The sequence below is a fragment of the Chromobacterium sp. Panama genome (assembly GCF_003052555.1).
GTDB lineage: Bacteria > Pseudomonadota > Gammaproteobacteria > Burkholderiales > Chromobacteriaceae > Chromobacterium.
Genome location: NZ_QARX01000001.1, coordinates 4,953,850 through 4,972,020 on the forward strand (window position 1 = coordinate 4,953,850; position 18,171 = coordinate 4,972,020).

The 18,171-nt window shown below is 60.6% G+C and carries 17 protein-coding genes and 1 tRNA gene; 5 read left to right on the forward strand and 13 right to left on the reverse strand.

From position 1 onward, the window contains the following. Window positions 1-474 precede the first annotated feature (474 nt). The gene (locus DB032_RS22300) at window positions 475-921 is read left to right on the forward strand and encodes a hypothetical protein (protein WP_107801388.1); all 447 of its coding nucleotides are present in this window, start codon (window positions 475-477) and stop codon (window positions 919-921) included. A gap of 40 nt (window positions 922-961) precedes the next feature. On the opposite strand, the gene DB032_RS23980 is transcribed toward DB032_RS22300, so the two are convergent. The 3 genes from DB032_RS23980 to DB032_RS22310 all read right to left on the reverse strand — a co-directional run bounded on the left by DB032_RS23980 (window position 962) and on the right by DB032_RS22310 (window position 3,540). After that, window positions 962-1,183 (reverse strand): hypothetical protein, encoded by a 222-nt coding sequence (locus tag DB032_RS23980; RefSeq protein WP_146176770.1) that lies wholly within the window; start codon window positions 1,181-1,183, stop codon window positions 962-964. 103 nt (window positions 1,184-1,286) lie between these two features. Beyond that, entirely contained in the window at window positions 1,287-2,888 is a 1,602-nt protein-coding gene (locus tag DB032_RS22305; protein ID WP_158274396.1) for an anti-phage dCTP deaminase, read from the reverse strand. A gap of 25 nt (window positions 2,889-2,913) precedes the next feature. Next, on the reverse strand, window positions 2,914-3,540 hold the full coding sequence (locus tag DB032_RS22310) for a glutathione S-transferase family protein (RefSeq protein WP_107801390.1): 627 nt from the start codon (window positions 3,538-3,540) through the stop codon (window positions 2,914-2,916). A 163-nt stretch (window positions 3,541-3,703) separates the two neighbouring features. On the opposite strand from DB032_RS22310, the gene DB032_RS22315 reads away from it, so the two are divergent. Next, window positions 3,704-3,779: transfer RNA gene (locus DB032_RS22315), tRNA-Ala, on the forward strand. A 335-nt stretch (window positions 3,780-4,114) separates the two neighbouring features. Here DB032_RS22315 and DB032_RS22320 read toward each other — a convergent pair. Then, window positions 4,115-5,821: an amidase gene (locus DB032_RS22320; protein ID WP_107801391.1), complete on the reverse strand. Its 1,707-nt coding sequence runs from the start codon at window positions 5,819-5,821 to the stop codon at window positions 4,115-4,117. A 172-nt stretch (window positions 5,822-5,993) separates the two neighbouring features. After that, window positions 5,994-7,001: a LysR family transcriptional regulator gene (locus DB032_RS22325; protein ID WP_199225962.1), complete on the reverse strand. Its 1,008-nt coding sequence runs from the start codon at window positions 6,999-7,001 to the stop codon at window positions 5,994-5,996. 165 nt (window positions 7,002-7,166) lie between these two features. On the opposite strand from DB032_RS22325, the gene aguA reads away from it, so the two are divergent. Next, entirely contained in the window at window positions 7,167-8,303 is a 1,137-nt protein-coding gene (gene aguA, locus DB032_RS22330; RefSeq protein ID WP_233246764.1) for an agmatine deiminase, read from the forward strand. 246 nt (window positions 8,304-8,549) lie between these two features. Here the strand turns inward: aguA and DB032_RS22335 are convergent, their stop codons facing one another. Further along, window positions 8,550-9,503: an amidohydrolase family protein gene (locus DB032_RS22335; RefSeq protein WP_107801392.1), complete on the reverse strand. Its 954-nt coding sequence runs from the start codon at window positions 9,501-9,503 to the stop codon at window positions 8,550-8,552. A 122-nt stretch (window positions 9,504-9,625) separates the two neighbouring features. Between DB032_RS22335 and DB032_RS22340 the strand changes: the two genes are divergently transcribed. After that, a complete protein-coding gene (locus DB032_RS22340; RefSeq protein WP_107801393.1) occupies window positions 9,626-10,501 on the forward strand; it encodes a LysR substrate-binding domain-containing protein in 876 nt (291 codons plus the stop codon). A 134-nt stretch (window positions 10,502-10,635) separates the two neighbouring features. On the opposite strand, the gene DB032_RS22345 is transcribed toward DB032_RS22340, so the two are convergent. From DB032_RS22345 to DB032_RS22355, 3 genes are all read right to left on the reverse strand, one after another. Continuing rightward, a complete protein-coding gene (locus DB032_RS22345) occupies window positions 10,636-10,962 on the reverse strand; it encodes a GNAT family N-acetyltransferase (protein ID WP_199225963.1) in 327 nt (108 codons plus the stop codon). Window positions 10,963-11,232: 270 nt separating this feature from the next. Then, on the reverse strand, window positions 11,233-12,237 hold the full coding sequence (locus DB032_RS22350) for a hypothetical protein (RefSeq protein ID WP_107801394.1): 1,005 nt from the start codon (window positions 12,235-12,237) through the stop codon (window positions 11,233-11,235). Between the two features lie 76 nt (window positions 12,238-12,313). Next, window positions 12,314-13,138: a helix-turn-helix transcriptional regulator gene (locus DB032_RS22355; RefSeq protein WP_107801395.1), complete on the reverse strand. Its 825-nt coding sequence runs from the start codon at window positions 13,136-13,138 to the stop codon at window positions 12,314-12,316. 136 nt (window positions 13,139-13,274) lie between these two features. Here DB032_RS22355 and DB032_RS22360 point away from each other — a divergent pair, with 136 nt between their 5' ends. Further along, entirely contained in the window at window positions 13,275-14,474 is a 1,200-nt protein-coding gene (locus DB032_RS22360) for an NAD(P)/FAD-dependent oxidoreductase (protein ID WP_107801396.1), read from the forward strand. A 36-nt stretch (window positions 14,475-14,510) separates the two neighbouring features. Here DB032_RS22360 and DB032_RS22365 read toward each other — a convergent pair whose 3' ends face one another. The 4 genes from DB032_RS22365 to DB032_RS22385 all read right to left on the reverse strand — a co-directional run bounded on the left by DB032_RS22365 (window position 14,511) and on the right by DB032_RS22385 (window position 18,165). Then, the gene (locus DB032_RS22365; RefSeq protein WP_199225964.1) at window positions 14,511-16,184 is read right to left on the reverse strand and encodes a GMC oxidoreductase; all 1,674 of its coding nucleotides are present in this window, start codon (window positions 16,182-16,184) and stop codon (window positions 14,511-14,513) included. Window positions 16,185-16,563: 379 nt separating this feature from the next. Then, complete coding sequence (locus DB032_RS22370) at window positions 16,564-17,070, reverse strand: GNAT family N-acetyltransferase (protein ID WP_107802095.1); 507 nt, start codon at window positions 17,068-17,070, stop codon at window positions 16,564-16,566. Window positions 17,071-17,138: 68 nt separating this feature from the next. Continuing rightward, window positions 17,139-17,396, reverse strand: coding sequence for a YjhX family toxin (locus tag DB032_RS22375; RefSeq protein ID WP_107801397.1), 258 nt, complete (start codon window positions 17,394-17,396; stop codon window positions 17,139-17,141). 202 nt (window positions 17,397-17,598) lie between these two features. Further along, complete coding sequence (locus tag DB032_RS22385; protein ID WP_107801399.1) at window positions 17,599-18,165, reverse strand: GNAT family N-acetyltransferase; 567 nt, start codon at window positions 18,163-18,165, stop codon at window positions 17,599-17,601. Window positions 18,166-18,171: the final 6 nt, after the last annotated feature.

An 18,171-nucleotide genomic window follows, 5' to 3' on the forward strand; every position in this document is an offset into this window, starting at 1 on the left:
GCCCGAGGCGCGGCTGAACTCTCTACGTGCGAATCTCTGATTCGCTCAGTGATGGCGCGCTAACGTCGCGCTGCTCGAACAGGCAGCCGCTTAAAACCTCGGGCCTGCCACCCGTCGGCAGGCTTGAAGGGAACAGGGGCGCATCGAATACGTGGTTTTCTTAACGTCACATTTGCTTGTGCAAGCCTGAACCAGTCGCTTCTCCCTTGACCCCTCTCGGGACAACGGCAACAATCCGCCTTGTACCGCGTAATGTCGGTACCGGGACTGCAAACCCGTGGGAGTTAGGCCAGACATGTCAACTGCGGTTGATGTGTCCGAACGTCATTGGCACGACCTTTTCAAGGGCGGGCTATGGCGGGGAGGCCTATGGCCTGCCGGTCCTTACTCCCGGTTTTGCAGCCCTGTCATGTGCCCGCCACCCCCGTCTGCAAACGGGGAGGCTTTCGGAGCTTTGAGTAAGGAGATCCTGCCATGAGTAATCCGTATTTCCCCCCGCGCCGCCGTTATAAAGGCGCATCGCTGGAAGCCGTCGAAATGCTATTGCCCTTCGTCAGCTTCATCCCCGGCCGCACTTATCCCCATTACTGGCAAATCGAGCCTAGTTACGATACTTATCCACAGGCCTGCGCCGATGGCCGCGAATACGCCGCCCATCTGCTGCAATGGCTGAAGGACAATCCGCTGTTGGTTGGCTCTGGCCTGTTCGGCCGCATCGCCCGCGACATCGACTTCGCCAACCCGCAGCAACGCGGAGCGTGGGAAGCGTTCTTCCGCCATCTGGAACGCGTGCTGGCGCTGGGTGTGCGCAAGCTGGATGTGTTTGCCCATGTCGATTGCCAGCATGACTACCACCGGGCGGTGGAGGCGAGTTTTGAGCTGGAGGGGAAGGTGAGGAAGGCCGAACTGGCGTTTAAGTAAATGGAGGTGTGAAAGAGCCCGGCGTTGCCGGGCTCAGTATCTACCATTTCAACTCAGCAGCTAATTGATGTAGCCGATGTGTTATTTCTATTGAGTCTGGATCAATAGAATGAATTTTATGTTTTTTATCTTTGTAAGAGCAAATAAACACCACATTGGAAGGTGAGGAGACTTCCTCAAAATGTGTAGCGGCTACATTTTCAGAATAAGTAAACTCAAAAGCTTGCTGAAGAAAATCAGCATGATGCTTATTTTCTCTCATCGCTTTATTCCTTATCTAAAAAATTAAACAGTAGCAACCTTTCTTAAGGTTGACCTACTTTGTTTTTGGCAAGTTAAACCATGTAATTCTAATGCTATATTTTTCAAATGTCAAGAGTGTGGTTTTTTCCTGAAAACTCACTATCAAAAACAGCTGCAACTTTGAGTTCGAAGTCTATATAAGAGTCTCTATATTCTTTTACCATTTTTTCTGGTAATTCATTTGTGCAGTCATTAAATTCAATGAATGTGCCTGACGAATTCTTTCGACCTTCATCTCGAGAAAATAAGCTTGTAAAAGCTCTAGGTGCAACGCCTGTGAAATGAATGAACATTACTTTGTTAGTTTGCTCTTGTGAGGCATCGTTTTCAAAGTCATAAACTGTTATATCATCGCTGTGAGATTTTAATGCTAAGCTTTTTGCATATGGCTCAATGTAATATACTTTTTTAATGCCACTTGCAATAATGTGCCGTGCACAATTGTGGCAAGGAAATGTTGTGGTATAGAGCGTACCATTTTTTGTGGAGACCCCTCCAGTTCTTGTTATGGAAATTAATGCATCCATTTCGGCATGCACTGCGCGAGAAAACTCAATTAGGTCTTTTATTCCTGAGCTTTCTTTTACTGTTTCGAACAATATTGATGCCCAGTCTTGTTTTTGGATTATTTGGCTGTGTTCTTCTGGCATCTCTTTAGATAGGCTGTTTATCTTGATTTTTATGGCATTCTTTATTTTTTCAAGACGTTCATTTTTTTCTCTATCATTTTCACAAATATTTTTATTGAAACATCGATAATCCTCTACATCATCCGCACTATAAAGGCCTCCGCCAGATTTTGGAACATCGTTAGTGCCAATGGCTATAATTTTACCTGAATCGTCACAAATTGAAGCGCCAACTTGCCTAGATAGACATGCTGATTTTGCTGCAGCAGTATACGCAACATACATGGAGTGCTCTTGAGTCGTAGGCGTTATTTTGTTTGAGCCATGCACAAGAGATATAAATCGCTCAATTTGTTTACTAACAAAATCCATTTTTCCAAATGGGTTTTGTAAAAAATAGTCAGCGAGTTTAAATGTTTTTTCAAGTTGCTGCCCCCAAGAGTCTGATTCTTTTTTGTCTCGACTAATGATAGATTGAGAGTCTTGTTTTGTTATGCCTTCTTCCATTAGGCGATGTTCTCTTTGCTCTTGTAGACTCATAACTCCTAAGGCATATAAGTTATTTCTGTAAACAAGGCGTAATAGCTTTAATTCATCCTGGTGTTTTATTTGATCAATTAAAAAAGCTAAACGAATTTGCCCTGCATCGCTTTGTTTTTTCAAAAGAGATTGCCTATGTCGTCCTATTTGATTTATGGCATATTCAGCCAAGATTTCCGTGTTGAATTTTTCTCTCAACTTATTCCCTGCTGTTTGATATTTTATGTATCTATGCTTTTCCCCGTCATCATCAATGTCGACGGTGCTGTTCTCTATACATGTTTTTATGAAGTCGCTTATTTTTATTCTGTGAACAATATATCCTTTGGCTTGTAGTTTTTCTTGTAGCTCAGTTGATATGGCAGGTAGCCCTGAGCCAACGGGCCCCATTAAAGCAATAATAAGATCTCGAGATATTCGTTGAGATAGCAAAGAGGATGGGGCTTCATTTTTCACTGAGCTTATAATCGATATTTTTTTCGAAGCAGTATTCATTTTTTCAATCCTTTTGTAGGTATTACTAAGCCACTCCCACGCTCCCATGCGTCACAAACCCCGGCCGTTGAATCAGGCGCTGGTAATAGGCGTGCGCATGCGGCAGCTCCGGCTTGTCGAAAGGCGTCAGCTGCCAGCGGTGGATGGACAGGCCGAGCACGATGTCGGCCAGGGTGAAATCGTCGCCGCAGATATAGGGCGTATCCTGCGAAGCCAGCTGCCGGTCCAGAATGGTCATATAGTGGCCCCATTGCTGGATGCTGGCCTGGATTAGCGCCGGGTCCTGGTGTTCCGGGCTGTGGCGGCTGAGGCCGTGGAAGGCGTAGCCCCAGGAGCCGTTCAGCTCGGTGGCCTGCCAGTCCATCCATTTTTCCACTTGGGCGCGGCTGCGCGGATCGGCGGGCAGCAAGTGGCTGGCCCGGCGCGAATCGGCCAGGTAGCGGCAGATGGTGTTGGATTCCCACAGCACCAGGCCGTCGTCCACCACAGTCGGAATCAAAGCATTGGGGTTGAGCGCCAGGAATTCCGGGCTACTGGCGGACTGAAAGCCGCGGCCCCAGTCTTCGCGTTGGTAGTCGATGCCGATTTCATGACAGGTCCACAGCACTTTGCGGACGTTGATGGAACTGGTGCGGCCCAGGATGCGCAGCATGGGAATCTCCGGCGAGGATGGATGGACCGGAGCAGTGTAGTCCCACCGGGCGCGGGCATGCCATTTAAATGCTTGACTGTGGCGGGGATGCGCCAGCCTGACGCCGCGCCAGCGGCGGGCCTTGGCAAAGCCCAACCGATTGGCATATGATGGCGTTCACTTTGGGCCGATAGCTCAGCTGGGAGAGCGCTGCGTTCGCAATGCAGAGGTCGGGAGTTCGATCCTCCTTCGGTCCACCAATCCCCCCTTCTTGTTTTTTCCTGCGTGAAACTAGAGCGCATTTTTTGCAGCTGCTGCAAAGATAGGCGATCGGGCCTTACACGAGAGAGTTCGTAAGCATTGGCATTAGGCCCGTGCACATAACACTGAACTGCGCATCACTATCCCAGCAAACCCGCCTAACGGCGGGTTTGTCGTTGCTATTGTGTGCTTATTCAGCTGAAGTCGTCGTCCAGCGCCACTCCCCATGGGTCAAGGTTCGGCCAGAGCGGTAATCCCCCTCAAGGCAAGCAATGATGGCTTCCAAGCCACTGCTACCGGCGGAACCCCCGTCCTGATCTGCCCTAGCCGGTGATCATTGAGCTAGCGGTGGCGTGCGCGGCGGGATCATGCGCTTGTTGCCGGTGGCTTCAAACGCGCCGGCGAAGCGCAGCAGCGCGTTGTCATCATAGGCGCGCCCCGCAAAAGTCAGCCCCACCGGCATGCCGATATCAGCCATCACCCCCATCGGCACGGTAACAGTGGGGACGCCAAGATGGCGGATGGCGAGGTTGCCATTGGCTACCCAGACGCCGTTGCTCCAGGCGATGTCGGCGGAGCGCGGATTGACGTCCGCATCTGCCGGGCCGACGTCGGCCACGGTGGGGAACAGCACGGCGTCCAGCTTTAGCGCATCCATCCAGTCTTCCAGATCCAGCTTGCGGGTCTTTTCCAGGCCACGCAGACCATCCGGCACGCTTTCAATCCGGTCATAGGACTTGAGGCCCTGCTTGGCCATGTTGACGTACTCGTCCATGCCGGCGGCCAGGTCCCCTTCGCGGTTTGGCAAGGTGCCCGGATCGTGCGGGAAGATCTTCGGACCATCCGCGTCAGCCAGTTTGTTGAGCTTGGGGTCGCCGTTGGCGCGCAGGAACTCATCGAAGGCCCAACCGGACAGCTCCCACAGCTCGTCATTGAGGAACTCAGCTGAGACGATGCCGCGGTTGAATACGGTGGGCGCGCCGGGACGATCGCCTTCGCAGTTGGAAACCAGCGGAAAATCCACTTCGATGACTTCCGCTCCGGCGGCTTCCAGTGCCTGACGCGCGGCTTCCCAGAGATCGATCACCGACGCGCGGGTATGGATGCGCTGTCCGGTCGGGCCGCCGATGCCAGGCGTCTCGCTGGTGCCGGCCAGTTCGTCCTTGTTGATGTACATGCGTGGTATGCCAAAGCGCTTGCCTTTGAGTGCATCGGGCTGAGCCAGCAGGCCGGAATAGGAATCTGGCCGGATCGCCGAGGCTTTGGGAATCTCCACCCAGGGCTGCAGGCGCCATAGGTCGCCACGGCTGATCGGGTCGTCCGCGACGATGACGTCGAGCACTTCGAGCAAGTCCGCCATGGTGCGGGCGTACGGCACGACAACGTCCATGGTCGGCGTCAATGGCCAGTTGCCGCGTACCGAGATGACCCCGCGGGACGGCGTATAGGCGCACAGACCATTGTTCGAGGCCGGGCCGCGGCCGCTAGACCAGGTCTCCTCGGCCATGCCGAAGGCGGCGAAGCTGGCGGCCGTCGCGGTGCCGGCGCCATTGGAAGAGCCGGAGGCGAACGGCGCCGTCAGGTAGTTGGCGTTGTAGGGGCTTTCGGCACGACCGTAGCAGCCGCGCTGCATGCCGCCATTGGCCATGGGCGGCATATTGGTCTTGCCCAGGCAGATGGCGCCGGCTGCGCGCAGGCGCGCTATGGTGAAGGCATCGTGTTGAGCTAGCAGATCCTTGAACGCCGGGCTGCCTGAAGCGGCGGTCAGCCCCTTCACCAGATAGCTGTCCTTGGCGGTATAGGGGATGCCGTCCAGCGGGCTCAGCGTTTCACCACGGGCGCGACGGGCATCGGATGCCTCGGCTTCCTTGATCGCGTCCGGATTACGCACCACCACCGCATTGAGCCTGGTCTCCGTCGCGGGGCCATCGTAGGCCTCTATCCGCGCCAGATAGGCTTTGACCAGTTCAACCGCTGTCGAACGCCCGGATTCGAGCGCGGCACGCAACTCGGCAATGGATAGCTCGGTAACCTCAATCATGCTACTACCTCCACTAAGAAGACGGATTTCATTCCCATCGCGGTGACTGTTTCCTGCAGGCGCAGGCGGGTCATGCCGCACGGCAGCCGGCGCACGCATGGGCTGTTCTGCAATATGGCGGCTAATCTACAAGAGATAGCGTTATGCGGGAAAATGATTCATTTTGATGCACTTATTCATGCGGCGAATACCGGGGCAGTGCCGCATCATCGGATTCGATGAGGCTGCGCATCAAATCGCGCAGCCAGTGCAGCGCAGGATTACTATCCTGTACAGGGTGCCAGATGCAGTTAAGGTGGTAGCCTGGCAACTCTTCCGGCAATGCAACCATCTTCAACGGCCAGTAGCCCGCCATCATCGCCGCTACTTTCTTAGGCAGGATAAACAAATGATCGGTGTTGCTGACGATGGCGGCTGCAGCCATATAGCTTTGGCTGTGCACCGAAATCTTGCGTTGCAAGCCGCGCTCGGCAAGAAAACCATCCATTGGCGATCCCAGATTGCCCAGCGGCGCGTGGAAGACATGCGGCAAGGCAATCAGATCCGATAGTGTCAGCCTATCATTCTGGAGCGGGTGATCATGGCGCAAGATGCCGATCAGCGGCTCGTTCAGCCAGGTTTCCCGGCATAGATAGCTGGGGATGGACATGTATTCGTCAAAACCCAGCAGGAAGTCGATTTCACCGTCGGCCAGCGCCAGTTCCGGAATGTCTTCCCGCAGGATGGTGATGTCGATATGAACGTTGGACGCTTCCTCCGCCAGTTTTTTCACCAGAGGCGGAATCAGCACGCACTCTACATAATCCGTGGTGCACAGGGTGAAGCGGCGCGCCGATGTTGCCGGGTCAAAGGCCTCCGGCTGGCTGAAATGGCTTTGCAGCAGGCTGAGCGCCTGATGGACGCCCTGTTGCAGATAGAGTGCTTTTTGCGTCGGCAGCATGCCATGCGGCGAGCGCACCAGCAGCGGGTCGTCGAAGAATGTCCGTAAGCGGTTGAGCGAGTGGCTCATCGCCGGCTGGCTGACAAACAGTTTCTCTGCCGCCCGTGTGACACTGCGCAGGCTGATCAGGGCATCCAGTGCCAGCAGCAGGTTCAGGTCCAGTTGATGCAGCTTCACACCATTCACCGTATTTATGAAAGTATTCGTATTGTTCATTTGCTGAATAGTTTGGCTCTCCATAGACTACGCCTGTCAATCACTTCGTCGTTCATTGCAGAGGAAATCTGCAGTTCCAGAACGCTGATCCGCCCGGCGAATGTGTATTGGTCGAGCCCCCGCATCGCGCAGATCGGGAGACGTGCCGAGTCTGTCATCCGCAAATGCACGATCTATTGAATACTTCTGATGGCATTTATCAAGTCGATGGTGATCAAAATGAACAATAAAACGCACAATGGCCTACCTGCCGCCGACGGTTTTCACATGCCGGCCGAGTGGGCGGAGCATCAGGCGGTATGGATGATCTGGCCGCAGCGCCCGGATAACTGGCGCCATGCCGGACGCGAGGCGCAACAGGCCTTTGCTGCCATCGCCAAAGCCATTTCGGCGGCCACGCCTGTGTTCATGGCCGTGCCAGAACCGTTCATGTCGCAGGCGCGCGCAGTCATGCCGTCCGAAGTCACCCTGGTCGCGATGAATAGCGATGACTGCTGGATGCGCGACAGCGGACCGACCATGGTGATCGATCCGGCGGGCCAGCTGCGTGGCGTGGACTGGAAGTTCAATGCCTGGGGCGGCTTCAATGGCGGGCTGTACCATCCTTGGGATCAGGACAGTGAAGTTGCGGGCCAGGTGTTGGCCCACCATGGCTTTGATCGCTACCTAGCTCCGCTGGTGCTGGAAGGCGGCTCGATTCATGTCGATGGTGAAGGCACGCTGCTCACCACCGCGGAATGTCTGCTCAATCCCAATCGCAATCCGGATTTGTCCAAAGCCCAGATCGAGGCCCTGCTTGCCGAGTATCTGAATGTGACGCACTTCATCTGGCTGCCGGAAGGCGTGTTCATGGATGAAACCGACGGTCACATCGACAATATGTGCTGCTTTGCCCGTCCAGGGGAGGTTGTGCTGCACTGGGTCGACGATGAACAGGATCCGCAGTATCCGCGTTCGCAAGCCGCCTACGAAGTGCTGTCCAAAGCGCGCGACGCCAAGGGCCGCCAGCTCAAGATCCACAAGATGCTGGCCCCGGGTCCCTTGTTCTATGAGCAGGATGAAACGGTTGGCGTGGTGGCTAGCGGGCAGGCCGTGCCGCGTGAGGTTGGCGAGCGCATGGCCGCTTCTTATGTCAATTTCCTGATCAGCAACGGACAGATTATTTTCCCGCTGCTGGATGAGCGTACCGATGCCGCGGCCGCCAGCCGCTTGCAGGAGATCTTCCCGGAGTACCGAATTGTCGGCGTTCCGGCGCGCGAGGTGCTGCTTGGTGGCGGCAATATCCACTGCATCACCCAGCAGATTCCGGCGGGCAAGGCTAGCTGAGGCGCTATCGTGCACGGCGGGTGAATGCCCGCCGTTTCTGTCTACCATGAGCCTAGCTTGTGCAGTGTGCGATCAACTTATGGTTCCCAAGTGCGGCCAGCCGATACTTCCGGTTTCACGTTTCCGGCCTTTCTAAACTCTCCCGCCGCCATTTCGTTTTCTTCCCGCCACATCCCTTGAATGCATTGCTCGGCAGGCTGCGTTGATGTGCCGCGCTGTGCTAGGCCACGACCCGTTTCATCAGGCTCAGCCGCTCATTCTGGCCAGCCGCGGGAACAGGGCCAGGGCGTTGTTGCGCCTGATCGCGGCATGTTCTTGCGGAGACAGCCCGGTGTAGGCATCCAGCTGGGCGGTGAATGAGGCTCCAACCGCTGCCGGCGCATAGGGATAGTCGCTGCCGTACAGGATGCGGCCGACGCCGGCGAAGGCGGTCAGGCTGGGCAGGGCCACCGGACCAGAGGTCAGCGCGGTGTCGAAATAGAAGCGCTGGAACAGGCGCAGCAAGTCTTCGGTCGCCGGGACATCATGGCGTACGCCCGGAGCCAGTTCGGCGAAGCGATGGGAGGCGTACGGCAGAAAGCCGCCGGCATGGGACAGAATGATGTTCACGTCCGGATGGCGCGCCAGCGTGCCGTTCAGCACCATCTGCACCGCGGTGCGGGTGGTGTCGAAGGGGTAGTCCACCAGCGGTCCGGGCATGCCGGCGATGGCGTCGATGCCGGGTTTGCCCGGGTGGATGAACACGGTGGCGCGCCGCCGGTTGAGTTCGGCCCAAACCGGCTCGAATGCCGGATCGCCCAGATATTGACCGTGATAGTTGCTGAGCAGCACCACGCCGTCCGCTTTCAGCGCGTCAAAGGCAAATTCGATCTCCCGCAGCGAACCTTCTATGTCCGGCAGCGGCACGGTGGCGAAGTTGCCGAAGCGATCTGGGCGCTGCTCCACCAAGCCGGCGGTGTATTCATTGACGCGGCGGGCCATGTCCAGCTTGGCTTGGCCGGACCAGCCTTGCACGCCGGGGGCGGTCAGCGATAGCAGGCCGGTGGCGATGCCCTGGCTGTCCATGAAGTCGATGGCGCTTTGCGGGCTCCACGCCGGGCTTTTCCAGCCGGAAGGGTCGCCGCCGTGAGCGGGCAAGGCTTCAGCCCAGAACGGGGGGACGACATGTTGGTGAACATCGATGCGTTGACTGATCGTCATTATTTTTCTCCTGATGATGACGTCGCGAAGCGGCGTCTGCTGCAAAGCGTAGGCGTGCTTGAAAAATCACTCCAATAGATTAAATTTCGGTATTGATCATTTTGAATGATGAATAAGACCCGATGGAGCTACGTCATTTACGCTATTTCCTGGCGGTGGCCGACGAGGGCCATTTTGGCCGCGCCGCCGAGAAGCTGCACATCGTCCAGCCCGCCTTGAGCGCCCAAATCCGCTCGCTGGAAGAGGAGCTGGGCGTGACCTTGTTTGTACGCAGCACGCGCAAGGTGGAGCTGTCCGATGCCGGACGGATCCTGTTGATCGAGGCGAGGCGGACGGTGGAGCAGGCCGAGCGCGCCAAGAGCGTGATGCGCCGCGCCGCGCGCGGCGAAACAGGGGTGGTGAGGATAGGCTTTGTCGGCAATGCCGTCGCGGCGGGCCGGCTGTCGGATGATTTGCTGGCATTCCACGCCGCCTGGCCGGATGTGGCAGTGGAGTTGCATGAAATGGCCTCGGCGGCGCAGATGGAGGCGATTCTCGCCGGGCGGCTGGATGTCGGCTATTGCCCGCAATTGGGCCATCCGCTTGCTGCCGGCTTGCGGGCGAGGCCGGCGGGCAGCTGGCATTGGGAGGTGGCGATGGGGGCGCGGCATCCCTTGGCCGCGCGCCGCTCATTGCGCGTGTCTGATTTGCTGGAGCAGCCGTTTATCGTTTACGCCGGCGATGGCGATGAGGGGCAATTGCCGCTGCTGTGCCAGCTCTTGGGCGGTGAACCCCGCATCGCTTATAAAGTGGGGAGCACGATGTCGGTTCTGGCCTTGGCCGCTGCAGGCCTGGGCTTGGCCTTGGTGCCCACGCCGCTGCGCAAGCTGGCGCTGCCCAATCTGGTGTATCGCAGGCTGGCGGAACGCTCGCCGCTGGTATCGGAATTGGCGGCGATCAGCCGGACTGGCGACGAGTGGGGCGCGGTGCGGCGCTATCTGGACCTGTTGGATGGCTGAGGATGTGCGATGCAGCGCGCCTGGCCTTGTCCTTTGCAATCACTGATCTCTGGGCAAGCCGGCTAACGGAGACTGGGGCCGGCCGCCATGCAGATCTTGCATCGTCACACGTCGCGTCCCAAAAGCTGGCAGGGCTAGCTGTCAATGTCCAGGGTGGAGATGCGCTCGTAGCCGCAGGATTCATAAAAGCGCACCAAGGCGCCGGAACCGCCGTCATAGCAATCTACCCGCATGCGTTTCACGCCCGCCAGCCTGGCCTGCTCCTCCGCGAAAGCCATCAAGCGCCGGCCAATGCCGCGTGCGCTGGAGTGGCGCGAGGCGACCAGCAATCGCACATATATTTCCGGCGCCGTCGCGGCCGGAACATAGGGCATGGCCTCGCCTAGCACCAAGGCCGCGCGGATAGGGCCGCCGTGCTGCTCCGCCACCCAGGCGCCGGGCAGCGAGCAGGTTTCGACCACCCTCGCACTTGTCGCGGCTGGCTGGACCAAGGCTCCGCCCCCCATTGTCCCGGATTTTGTATTTTGGCAAACCAGGCGATGATTTCATCGAAAATGCTCAACACCGCGGGGGCATCGGCGGCGCTGGCGCGCCGGATGATCAAGCTGTCTGACTCTGTGTTCGCCATGTGAAATCTTCCACTCATTACTCGTCTAGAGGGTGCGGCCTATCCGCCTTGCATCCCATGGTTCGCGGCCAGGGGCTGGGTCATTTTACTCGATTGACATCCTTCAGGCCGGTGGCGGTTCCAATTTGTCCAGCAGGAAGCGACCGCGCGCGGCGATGGATGGACAGGTGTCTGCGGCCAGTTGCCGTACCAGGCGCAATGGGGCTTGGCCGGTTTTTTCCCAGTCGCGGATCAGCATTTCGCCGGCAACCCGTCTGACGATGGGAGAGCGGTCCTCGGCCGCTTGCCACGCCATGTCCGGGAAGGCAGCCTGGATGCTGAGCGCGCGGGTGCCATGTATCGGCTTGAGGTGCTTCTGGACCCTGCGTATATCCGTCCATTCCCATTCGCGGCCAGCCAGCCAGGTCATTCTGCCCTCCAGTAGGCAGCGATAGGCCTTGGCGCGCAAGGAGGGCTGGATGGCCCGCTTGGCGATGTCCTGCAAATACGCATCCAGCGTGTCCTTGCGGCCAAGTTGCGCCAGCACGGCGACCATGGGGCCGGAGGGGCTGGCTATCAAGCTGTCCTTGAGCGCGCGCTTCACTTCGTCCTGCGCGGAGATGGCCATCAGCGTTTCCTGTTCCGTGGCCTCCAGGCGCCCCCAGGATGTCCAGTTAGGCAGGAGCGCGCACAAGGCCGCGGCGACGTGTTGCGGCGCGGTATGGCTGGCGATGTCCGGCAGGGCTTCGCGCGCCGCGGCTCGGACTTGCGGCACCCAATCGTTCAGCCGGCGCAGGGCGAGGGCGAAGAAGAAAGCGTTGGGCGCGCCGTGCTTCAGCGCGCGCAGCGTTTTTTCCCGCAGGTAGCCGTCTTCGCTGCACAGGTCCAGCCAGGTCGGCCCCGGCTTTTGCCGGAACAACAGCGTCCATTTGCTGGGCGCGGCGAGCTGCCATGCCCGGTAGCGCTCCCAAGACAGAAAGCGTTCCCAGTGCTCCAGATTTTTCAAGGGCAGGGCGGACGTCGCCGCCGCCAGGGTCGCTATCTCGGGGTCGATGCCAGCGCGGACTGATTGGACGAATTTCCGGATCGCGGCGAAAAGATTGGTTTCATGCATGTGTTGTTGCGACATCTGAATTTTCCACTCCAAAGCGTTATTGAGTGCCAGCTCCTCGGCGGCTTGGCTCGCGTGCCCAAGTTCCAATCCGCTAGGCCGGCTCCTGCCGCGCGAAAAATCGCGCCGGCGAATCGCCGAAGGCGCGTCGGAACATCGCGATGAAGTTGCTGGGCGAGGCATAGCCCAAGTCGTCGGCCACCACGGCCACGGCGACGCCGCGCGCCAGCATTTCCATGCCGCGTATCAGCAGCGCCTGTTGCCGCCATTGTCCAAAACTCATGCCGGTCTGCGCCTGAATGTGGCGGCGCAAGGTGCGCGGCGACATCGCCGCCGCGTCCGCGCAGTCGGCCAGCGCGTGTTTGCAGGCGGGCTCGGTCAGCAGGCGATGGGCCAGTTCCACGAGGCGCGGATGTTCCGGTATCGGCAGGCAGAGCGCCTGCTGCGGCGCTTGCCGCAGCTCGTCCAGCAGCACCGTGGCGATGCGTTCCTGCTCCGGCCGCCATTGCGCGTAATCCGTCCAGGTCACCGCGCGGCGCACCGCGGCGCGCATCAGTTCGGTGATCGCCAGCACCTGCGGCTGCGGATTCAGCGTCCGGCTCCAGTCCGGGCTCAGCAGCAGGCTCCAGCCGGTCAGCGCGCCGCTGACGCGCACCCGGTGCGGGACGCCGGGCGGAATCCAGCCGGCGCGGTGCGGCGGCAGCACCCAGGCGCCGCGCGGGGTGCGGATCTGGATCAGGCCGGTTTCCACGCATAGCAGCTGTCCGCGCGCATGGCTGTGCCAGTCGTATTCGCGGCTGCCCAGCCGGTAATCGCTGTCTTCCCGGTCGTTGCCGGGGACGGCGATCAGCGGCGGGCCGCCGGTCCATTCGCTGAGGTCCGGCGCGTCTTCCGGCGGCGTGACGTCGATCTTGGCCATTTTTCACCATTTGTTGGCAAAACAGCGTTATAGCAGCTTTGGCGGAGGCGCGCACAATCGTCGGCAAGGGTCGGGATGGCCGCCGGCGCGGCGGCGGTCCTGACCGGGTTTCCTCCTGATGAGCAAAGGACAAGCTATGCAATCTCTACGCATTGGCATCGTCGGCGCCGGCCTGGGCGGGCTGTGCCTGGCCCAGGGCCTGGCGCGCGCCGGCGTCGCCGCCACGCTGTTTGAACGCGACCAGGCCGCCGACAGCCGCTGGCAGGGTTATCGGCTGCGCATCGACGGCGATGGTCAGCAGGCCTTGCGGCAGGTCTTGATGCCGCGGCTGTTCGAGTTGTTCCGGCAAAGCTGCTCGCTGGGCGGCGACGATTGTTTCGTCGATCCGCAACTGCGCGCCTGGTCGGAACGCAAGCCGGCGCACTGGCGGCCGTCAGCGCAGGACGAGGACGCGGCGGAGCGCGATCTCAGCGCCAACCGCCAGACGCTGCGGGAAATCCTGAGCAGCGGCCTGGAGGACCGGATCCGTTGGGGTCACGCGCTGCGCGGTTTCAGGGAGACGTCCGGCGGCTTCTTGCTGGATTTCCAGGACCGGCCTGAGTTCGAGGTGGATGTGCTGATCGCCGCGGACGGGGCGGCGTCGACGGTGCGCCGGCAGTTGGCGCCGGACGGAGATCCGGCGGACGAGGGCGCGGTGGTGCTTTACGGCCTTACGCCACGGGACGCGCTGCCGTCCGAGGCGTTGACGCCGGAGTTGGGTCAGGGCGTGTGCGTGGTGTTCGGCGATGGCCTGACGGCGGTCATCGAGGCGATGCGTTTTCGCGCGCCCTTGCCGGAGTTGGCGCGGCGGCTGGCGCCGGAGGCGGCGCTGAGCCCGATGCCGGATTACTGGTATTGGGCCTGCGTGGCGCGGGCCGAGGATTTGGGCGGGGCTTTGCCGGCGGAGCGTTTGAGCGGCGATGCGCTGCGGGCGAGGGTGTTGCGGGCGACGCGCGGCTGGCACCCGCGTTTGCAGGCCGTTTTCGTCCATGGCGATCCGCAGTGCCTGGGCGCGCGCGCCATCCGCATGGCGGCCGAGGTGCCGGCCTGGCGGTGCGAGCGGGTGGCCTTGCTGGGCGACGCGGCGCACGCGATGAGCCCGGCCGGCGGGCTGGGCGCCAATACCGCGCTCTGCGACGGCGCGGAACTGGCGCGGGCTTTGGCGCCGACGGGCACGGCGGCCGAGGCGGCGGCGGCGCTGCGCGTTTGGGAGTGGGACATGCGGCGTCGAGCCGAGCGCGCGCTGCGGGCCTCGCGCGAGGGCAGCGCGCGCTTGCTGCAAAGAATGGCCTTGTGAGACGCGGCCGCCGCCATGGCTTGGCGGCGGCGGGCCTTACTTGCCGTTTTTGATGATGTGCTCGATATTGCGCTCGGCCAACGCTGAGATGGTCAAGGAGGGATTGACCGCGCCGGCGCTGCCGGGGAGCAGCGCGCCGTCCATCACGTACAGGCCGGGATGGCCGATGACGCGGCCCCAGGCGTCGGTGGCCTTGCCTATCACCGCGCCGCCCAGCGGATGCGCGGTCCAGTTCATGCCGGTGACGCCGGCTATTATTCCTGGAAAGCCCGGGACGGTGCGGGTGGCCGCGGCGATTTTATCGTTCACTGTTTTGGCCGCGGCCACGCTGTCGCGGTTGCCGTTCTTCGGCCAGTTCAGCTCCACGCGGTCGGTGGTCGGGTTATAGCTGAAGTGCCCGCGATTGCTTTGATCGAAGGCCATGCCCAGCGAACCGATCACCGTGGTCAGGTCCAGCGGCAAGCCCGGCACGTACCAGTTTTCCAGGGTGAGCGGCAGCCCGCTGTTCGAGTCGTGGATGCGGGAGGCGCTGGGCGTGCCTTGGGTGGCCAGCGATATCGTGCTGAAGCTGCGCGTGACGATGGTGTCGCCGTTGCCGCCCCAGCCTTGGCCTATGTGTTCGTTGAGATTGCGCAAAGTGCCCTGCGCCCGCGCCTTGACCAGCAGTTCCGAGCTGCCGATGGAGCCGGCGGCGAGAAAGAGCCGGTCGCAGTTGAGCCGGTAGCGGTCCAGTTGCCGGCCGTCGGGCGCGCGTTTGACCACGTCGACCTCGTAGCGGCTGCCGTCCCAGGCGATGCTGAGCACCTCGTGGCCGGGATAGATCGCGGCGCGGCCGGTGGCCTGCGCCTGGGCCAGGTAGTTCTGGTTGAGGTCGAATTTGGCGCCGTTGGAGTTGCCGTGGTTGGACATGCCCATGGTGGCGGAGGGCCAGGATTGCGTGCGCAGTTCTTGGCGGATCACGTCCCAGTTGAAGATGGAGTCGTTGGCCGTGGTGGTGTAGCCGGCCTTGCGCACCTGGGCGTCCCAGACGCGGGAGTGGTGGAAGGGGATGCTGTTGTAGATGTCCGTCGGCATGGCGTCCAAGCGCAGCATTTGCCGGACTCTGGGGTAGTAGGTCTGGTTCATTTCCGCATAGCTGACCCAATGGCCGAACAGGGCTTCGAAATAACGCTGTTCCGGCTGAATCATCACCCCGGTGAACACCACCGATCCGCCGCCGACGCAGGCGCCGCGCCAGACGTTCATATTCGGGTAATCGGTTGAATCCAGCACTCCGCCGAAGGAGTCGAAATACTTGTTCACGCCTATCAGCATCTTGGCCTGGCGGCGATGCCAGAACGCGCGTCCGTCCGGGAAGGTGTCGTTGGAGAAGATGTCGCGTTTCGGGCCCTTGGGCCAGCGGTGACCGCGTTCCAGCACCGTGACCTGCTGACCGGCCTGGGCCAGACGCAGCGCTGAGATGGCGCCGCCAAAGCCGGAGCCTATCACCAGATTGGGGGTGTAGGCGGGCGGACGCGGCACAGGCTGGAACAGTTCGGGAATCAGCCGCTGGTATTTGGCCAGCTGGAAAGCGCTTGAGCCGAGGAAGGCGGAGGCGGGCGCCGGCAGCATCAGGCCGGCGGCGCCCGCGCTCGCGCCCAGCAAGAGCTGGCGTCGGTTCAGCTGCGCGGCGAGCGGGGAGGAGTGTTCATTGTCCGGGAGGTAAGCCATGGAATCGCCCTTTCTTGTGGAAGAGCCTATTCAAAGCCCGCTGCGCGTCGTGAGGCGTAGCACGGCGAGTCGCGCTTCTCGCTCCGCCGTTTTCATCTTGTCTCGCCCTTGCTCGCTAGGTTTTGACCGGGCTCTAAGCAGCCATTTCGGCTAAACAATTTGCTTATTAAGTAAGCGGGTAGATTCTTGTCTAGCTATGAGAGTGGGCGATACTGTCATTTATGACAATTATTTAATTGACATTAAATCATTTTTGAAACAATTAAGTTGATAATAAGCCATCAAGCCGCAGTGTCGGGCTTGGTTCCAGAACCCTGCGGCGGGCGCGGTCCCAGCCAGCCCGGTCGCCGCAGCGGCGCGGACCGGCTCGCCAAACCGTTTAGGCCGTGGCTTCAAACGCCGGAGGGTAGCTGACGCTGCCGGAAGGCAGCGGCGCGCCCAAGCTTTGCGCCATGAAGTATTCGGCCGGCACACCCGGCAAAATCAGGCCTGGCCGCGCTTGGAAGCCGAAGCGCGCGTAGTAGCCGGGATCGCCCAACACCACGCAGCCCGACGCGCCCAGCTCGCGCAGCGCGGCCAGCGCCTGTTTCATCAGCAGGCTGCCTATGCCCTGGCCCTGTCGCTCCGGATGCACGGACAGCGGGCCGATGCCGTGCCAGCCGGCGGCGCCGGAGGAGGCGAGCACCGGCGAGGCGGCGATGTGGCCCAGCAGACGTTCGCCGTCCAGCGCCACGATGGAAAGCGTGAGCTGGCCGCTGCGGCGCAGCGCGTTGACGATGAAGTGCTCGGTGTGGCTGGAGTGTTCTTCGGCGAGGAAGGCGGCCCGGGTCAGTTCGAAAATGGCGTCGATGTCGCGGTCTTGTTCGTTTCTCAGCATGAGAGTCATAGCGTTCTCCTGGCGCGCCAGCGCGGCCGCCGCTTTTGCGCGGCTGCGCGGCTGCGCGGCGGCGGTGGTCATTGGTTGTCGAGTTGGCCGCGTACGGCGCGCAGGCCGGCCTTATTGATTTGGTAAGGCTGGCCGTTCTTGGAGCTGATCAGGCGTTTGGTCCTGAGCTTCTGGAACACGAGCAGGGTGCAGTCGGACAGCAGATACCCTTCACGGGTATAGCATTCCACGGTGAAGATACGGCCCGCGTCGTCGCGCAGATGCGCGATGCGGCCGCCTTTGGCCAGGACGTGCAACGTCCTTTGCTCCGGCTTGGAGATATTCATATTGGATGATCATTCGGCAATCAAATGCGAAAACGGGCAGCCGCCGCGATGCGGGCGCTACCAGCTCAGGGGCATTTTGATAACGGCCAGCCGGGAAACCGGGCGGCGTTATCGGATTGCTGCAATCTCCAACATGCAAAGCCTTTGCGAGGAAAAGAAGGGCGCTCATCAAGATGAGCAGGTCAAAATTCTAAGCGGATAGCTAAGTAAAATCAACAGTCTGCGCGCTCAGCGCCAATTCCAGCTGACAATCGAAAGGCTCCAGCGCCAGTTGCGGCGCGTACAGCCAGCGAGCGGGCGCGCAGCCGCAGGCTTCGTAGAAGTCGACGGTTTCAACGGCGGAATGCGAGGAGATGTAGAGCGCGTCCGCGCCCAGCGCCCGGCCGGCGGCGGCCGCCGCCAGCAACGCCCGCCCCAGCCCTCGGCCGCGCCAGCGGCGGTCCACTTGCAGTTCTTTCAATTGCCGGTAGCCGCCGTCCGGGCCCAGCGCTTGCGGGTCGATGGCGGCGAAGCCGGCCAGGCCGCCGTCCATGTCCAGCGCCAACACCGCGCCGTCGGCGGCGATGCGCGCCAGTTCCCGCGTCAGCTCGCGTCGTTCCGCTGGGGACCAGTCGTCGATGAAGGGCTCGGCCACGCACTGCCGGCCATCGGCTCCGGCGCGATAGACCAGATCAACATCCTGACGGCGCTGGAAGGCGTCCAGCCAGTTGGCGGGGATGTCGCGCGGGCTCAGCCGGCGGATGGGCGGTGCAGACGGGCGGATGGACATGGCGCG

What these genes read in the sequence shown, in the direction of transcription:
- DB032_RS22365 (WP_199225964.1), bottom strand. Translation starts at nt 16,184, where the DNA reads ATGGCTTACCTCCCGGACAATGAACACTCCTCCCCGCTCGCCGCGCAG.
- DB032_RS22375 (WP_107801397.1), bottom strand. Translation starts at nt 17,396, where the DNA reads ATGAATATCTCCAAGCCGGAGCAAAGGACGTTGCACGTCCTGGCCAAA.
- DB032_RS22310 (WP_107801390.1), bottom strand. Translation starts at nt 3,540, where the DNA reads ATGCTGCGCATCCTGGGCCGCACCAGTTCCATCAACGTCCGCAAAGTG.
- DB032_RS22360 (WP_107801396.1), top strand. Translation starts at nt 13,275, where the DNA reads ATGCAATCTCTACGCATTGGCATCGTCGGCGCCGGCCTGGGCGGGCTG.
- DB032_RS22355 (WP_107801395.1), bottom strand. Translation starts at nt 13,138, where the DNA reads ATGGCCAAGATCGACGTCACGCCGCCGGAAGACGCGCCGGACCTCAGC.
- DB032_RS22335 (WP_107801392.1), bottom strand. Translation starts at nt 9,503, where the DNA reads ATGACGATCAGTCAACGCATCGATGTTCACCAACATGTCGTCCCCCCG.
- aguA (WP_233246764.1), top strand. Translation starts at nt 7,167, where the DNA reads ATGGCATTTATCAAGTCGATGGTGATCAAAATGAACAATAAAACGCAC.
- DB032_RS22305 (WP_158274396.1), bottom strand. Translation starts at nt 2,888, where the DNA reads ATGAATACTGCTTCGAAAAAAATATCGATTATAAGCTCAGTGAAAAAT.
- DB032_RS22320 (WP_107801391.1), bottom strand. Translation starts at nt 5,821, where the DNA reads ATGATTGAGGTTACCGAGCTATCCATTGCCGAGTTGCGTGCCGCGCTC.
- DB032_RS22350 (WP_107801394.1), bottom strand. Translation starts at nt 12,237, where the DNA reads ATGTCGCAACAACACATGCATGAAACCAATCTTTTCGCCGCGATCCGG.
- DB032_RS22385 (WP_107801399.1), bottom strand. Translation starts at nt 18,165, where the DNA reads ATGTCCATCCGCCCGTCTGCACCGCCCATCCGCCGGCTGAGCCCGCGC.
- DB032_RS22300 (WP_107801388.1), top strand. Translation starts at nt 475, where the DNA reads ATGAGTAATCCGTATTTCCCCCCGCGCCGCCGTTATAAAGGCGCATCG.
- DB032_RS22340 (WP_107801393.1), top strand. Translation starts at nt 9,626, where the DNA reads ATGGAGCTACGTCATTTACGCTATTTCCTGGCGGTGGCCGACGAGGGC.
- DB032_RS22370 (WP_107802095.1), bottom strand. Translation starts at nt 17,070, where the DNA reads ATGACTCTCATGCTGAGAAACGAACAAGACCGCGACATCGACGCCATT.
- DB032_RS23980 (WP_146176770.1), bottom strand. Translation starts at nt 1,183, where the DNA reads ATGAGAGAAAATAAGCATCATGCTGATTTTCTTCAGCAAGCTTTTGAG.
- DB032_RS22325 (WP_199225962.1), bottom strand. Translation starts at nt 7,001, where the DNA reads ATGGAGAGCCAAACTATTCAGCAAATGAACAATACGAATACTTTCATA.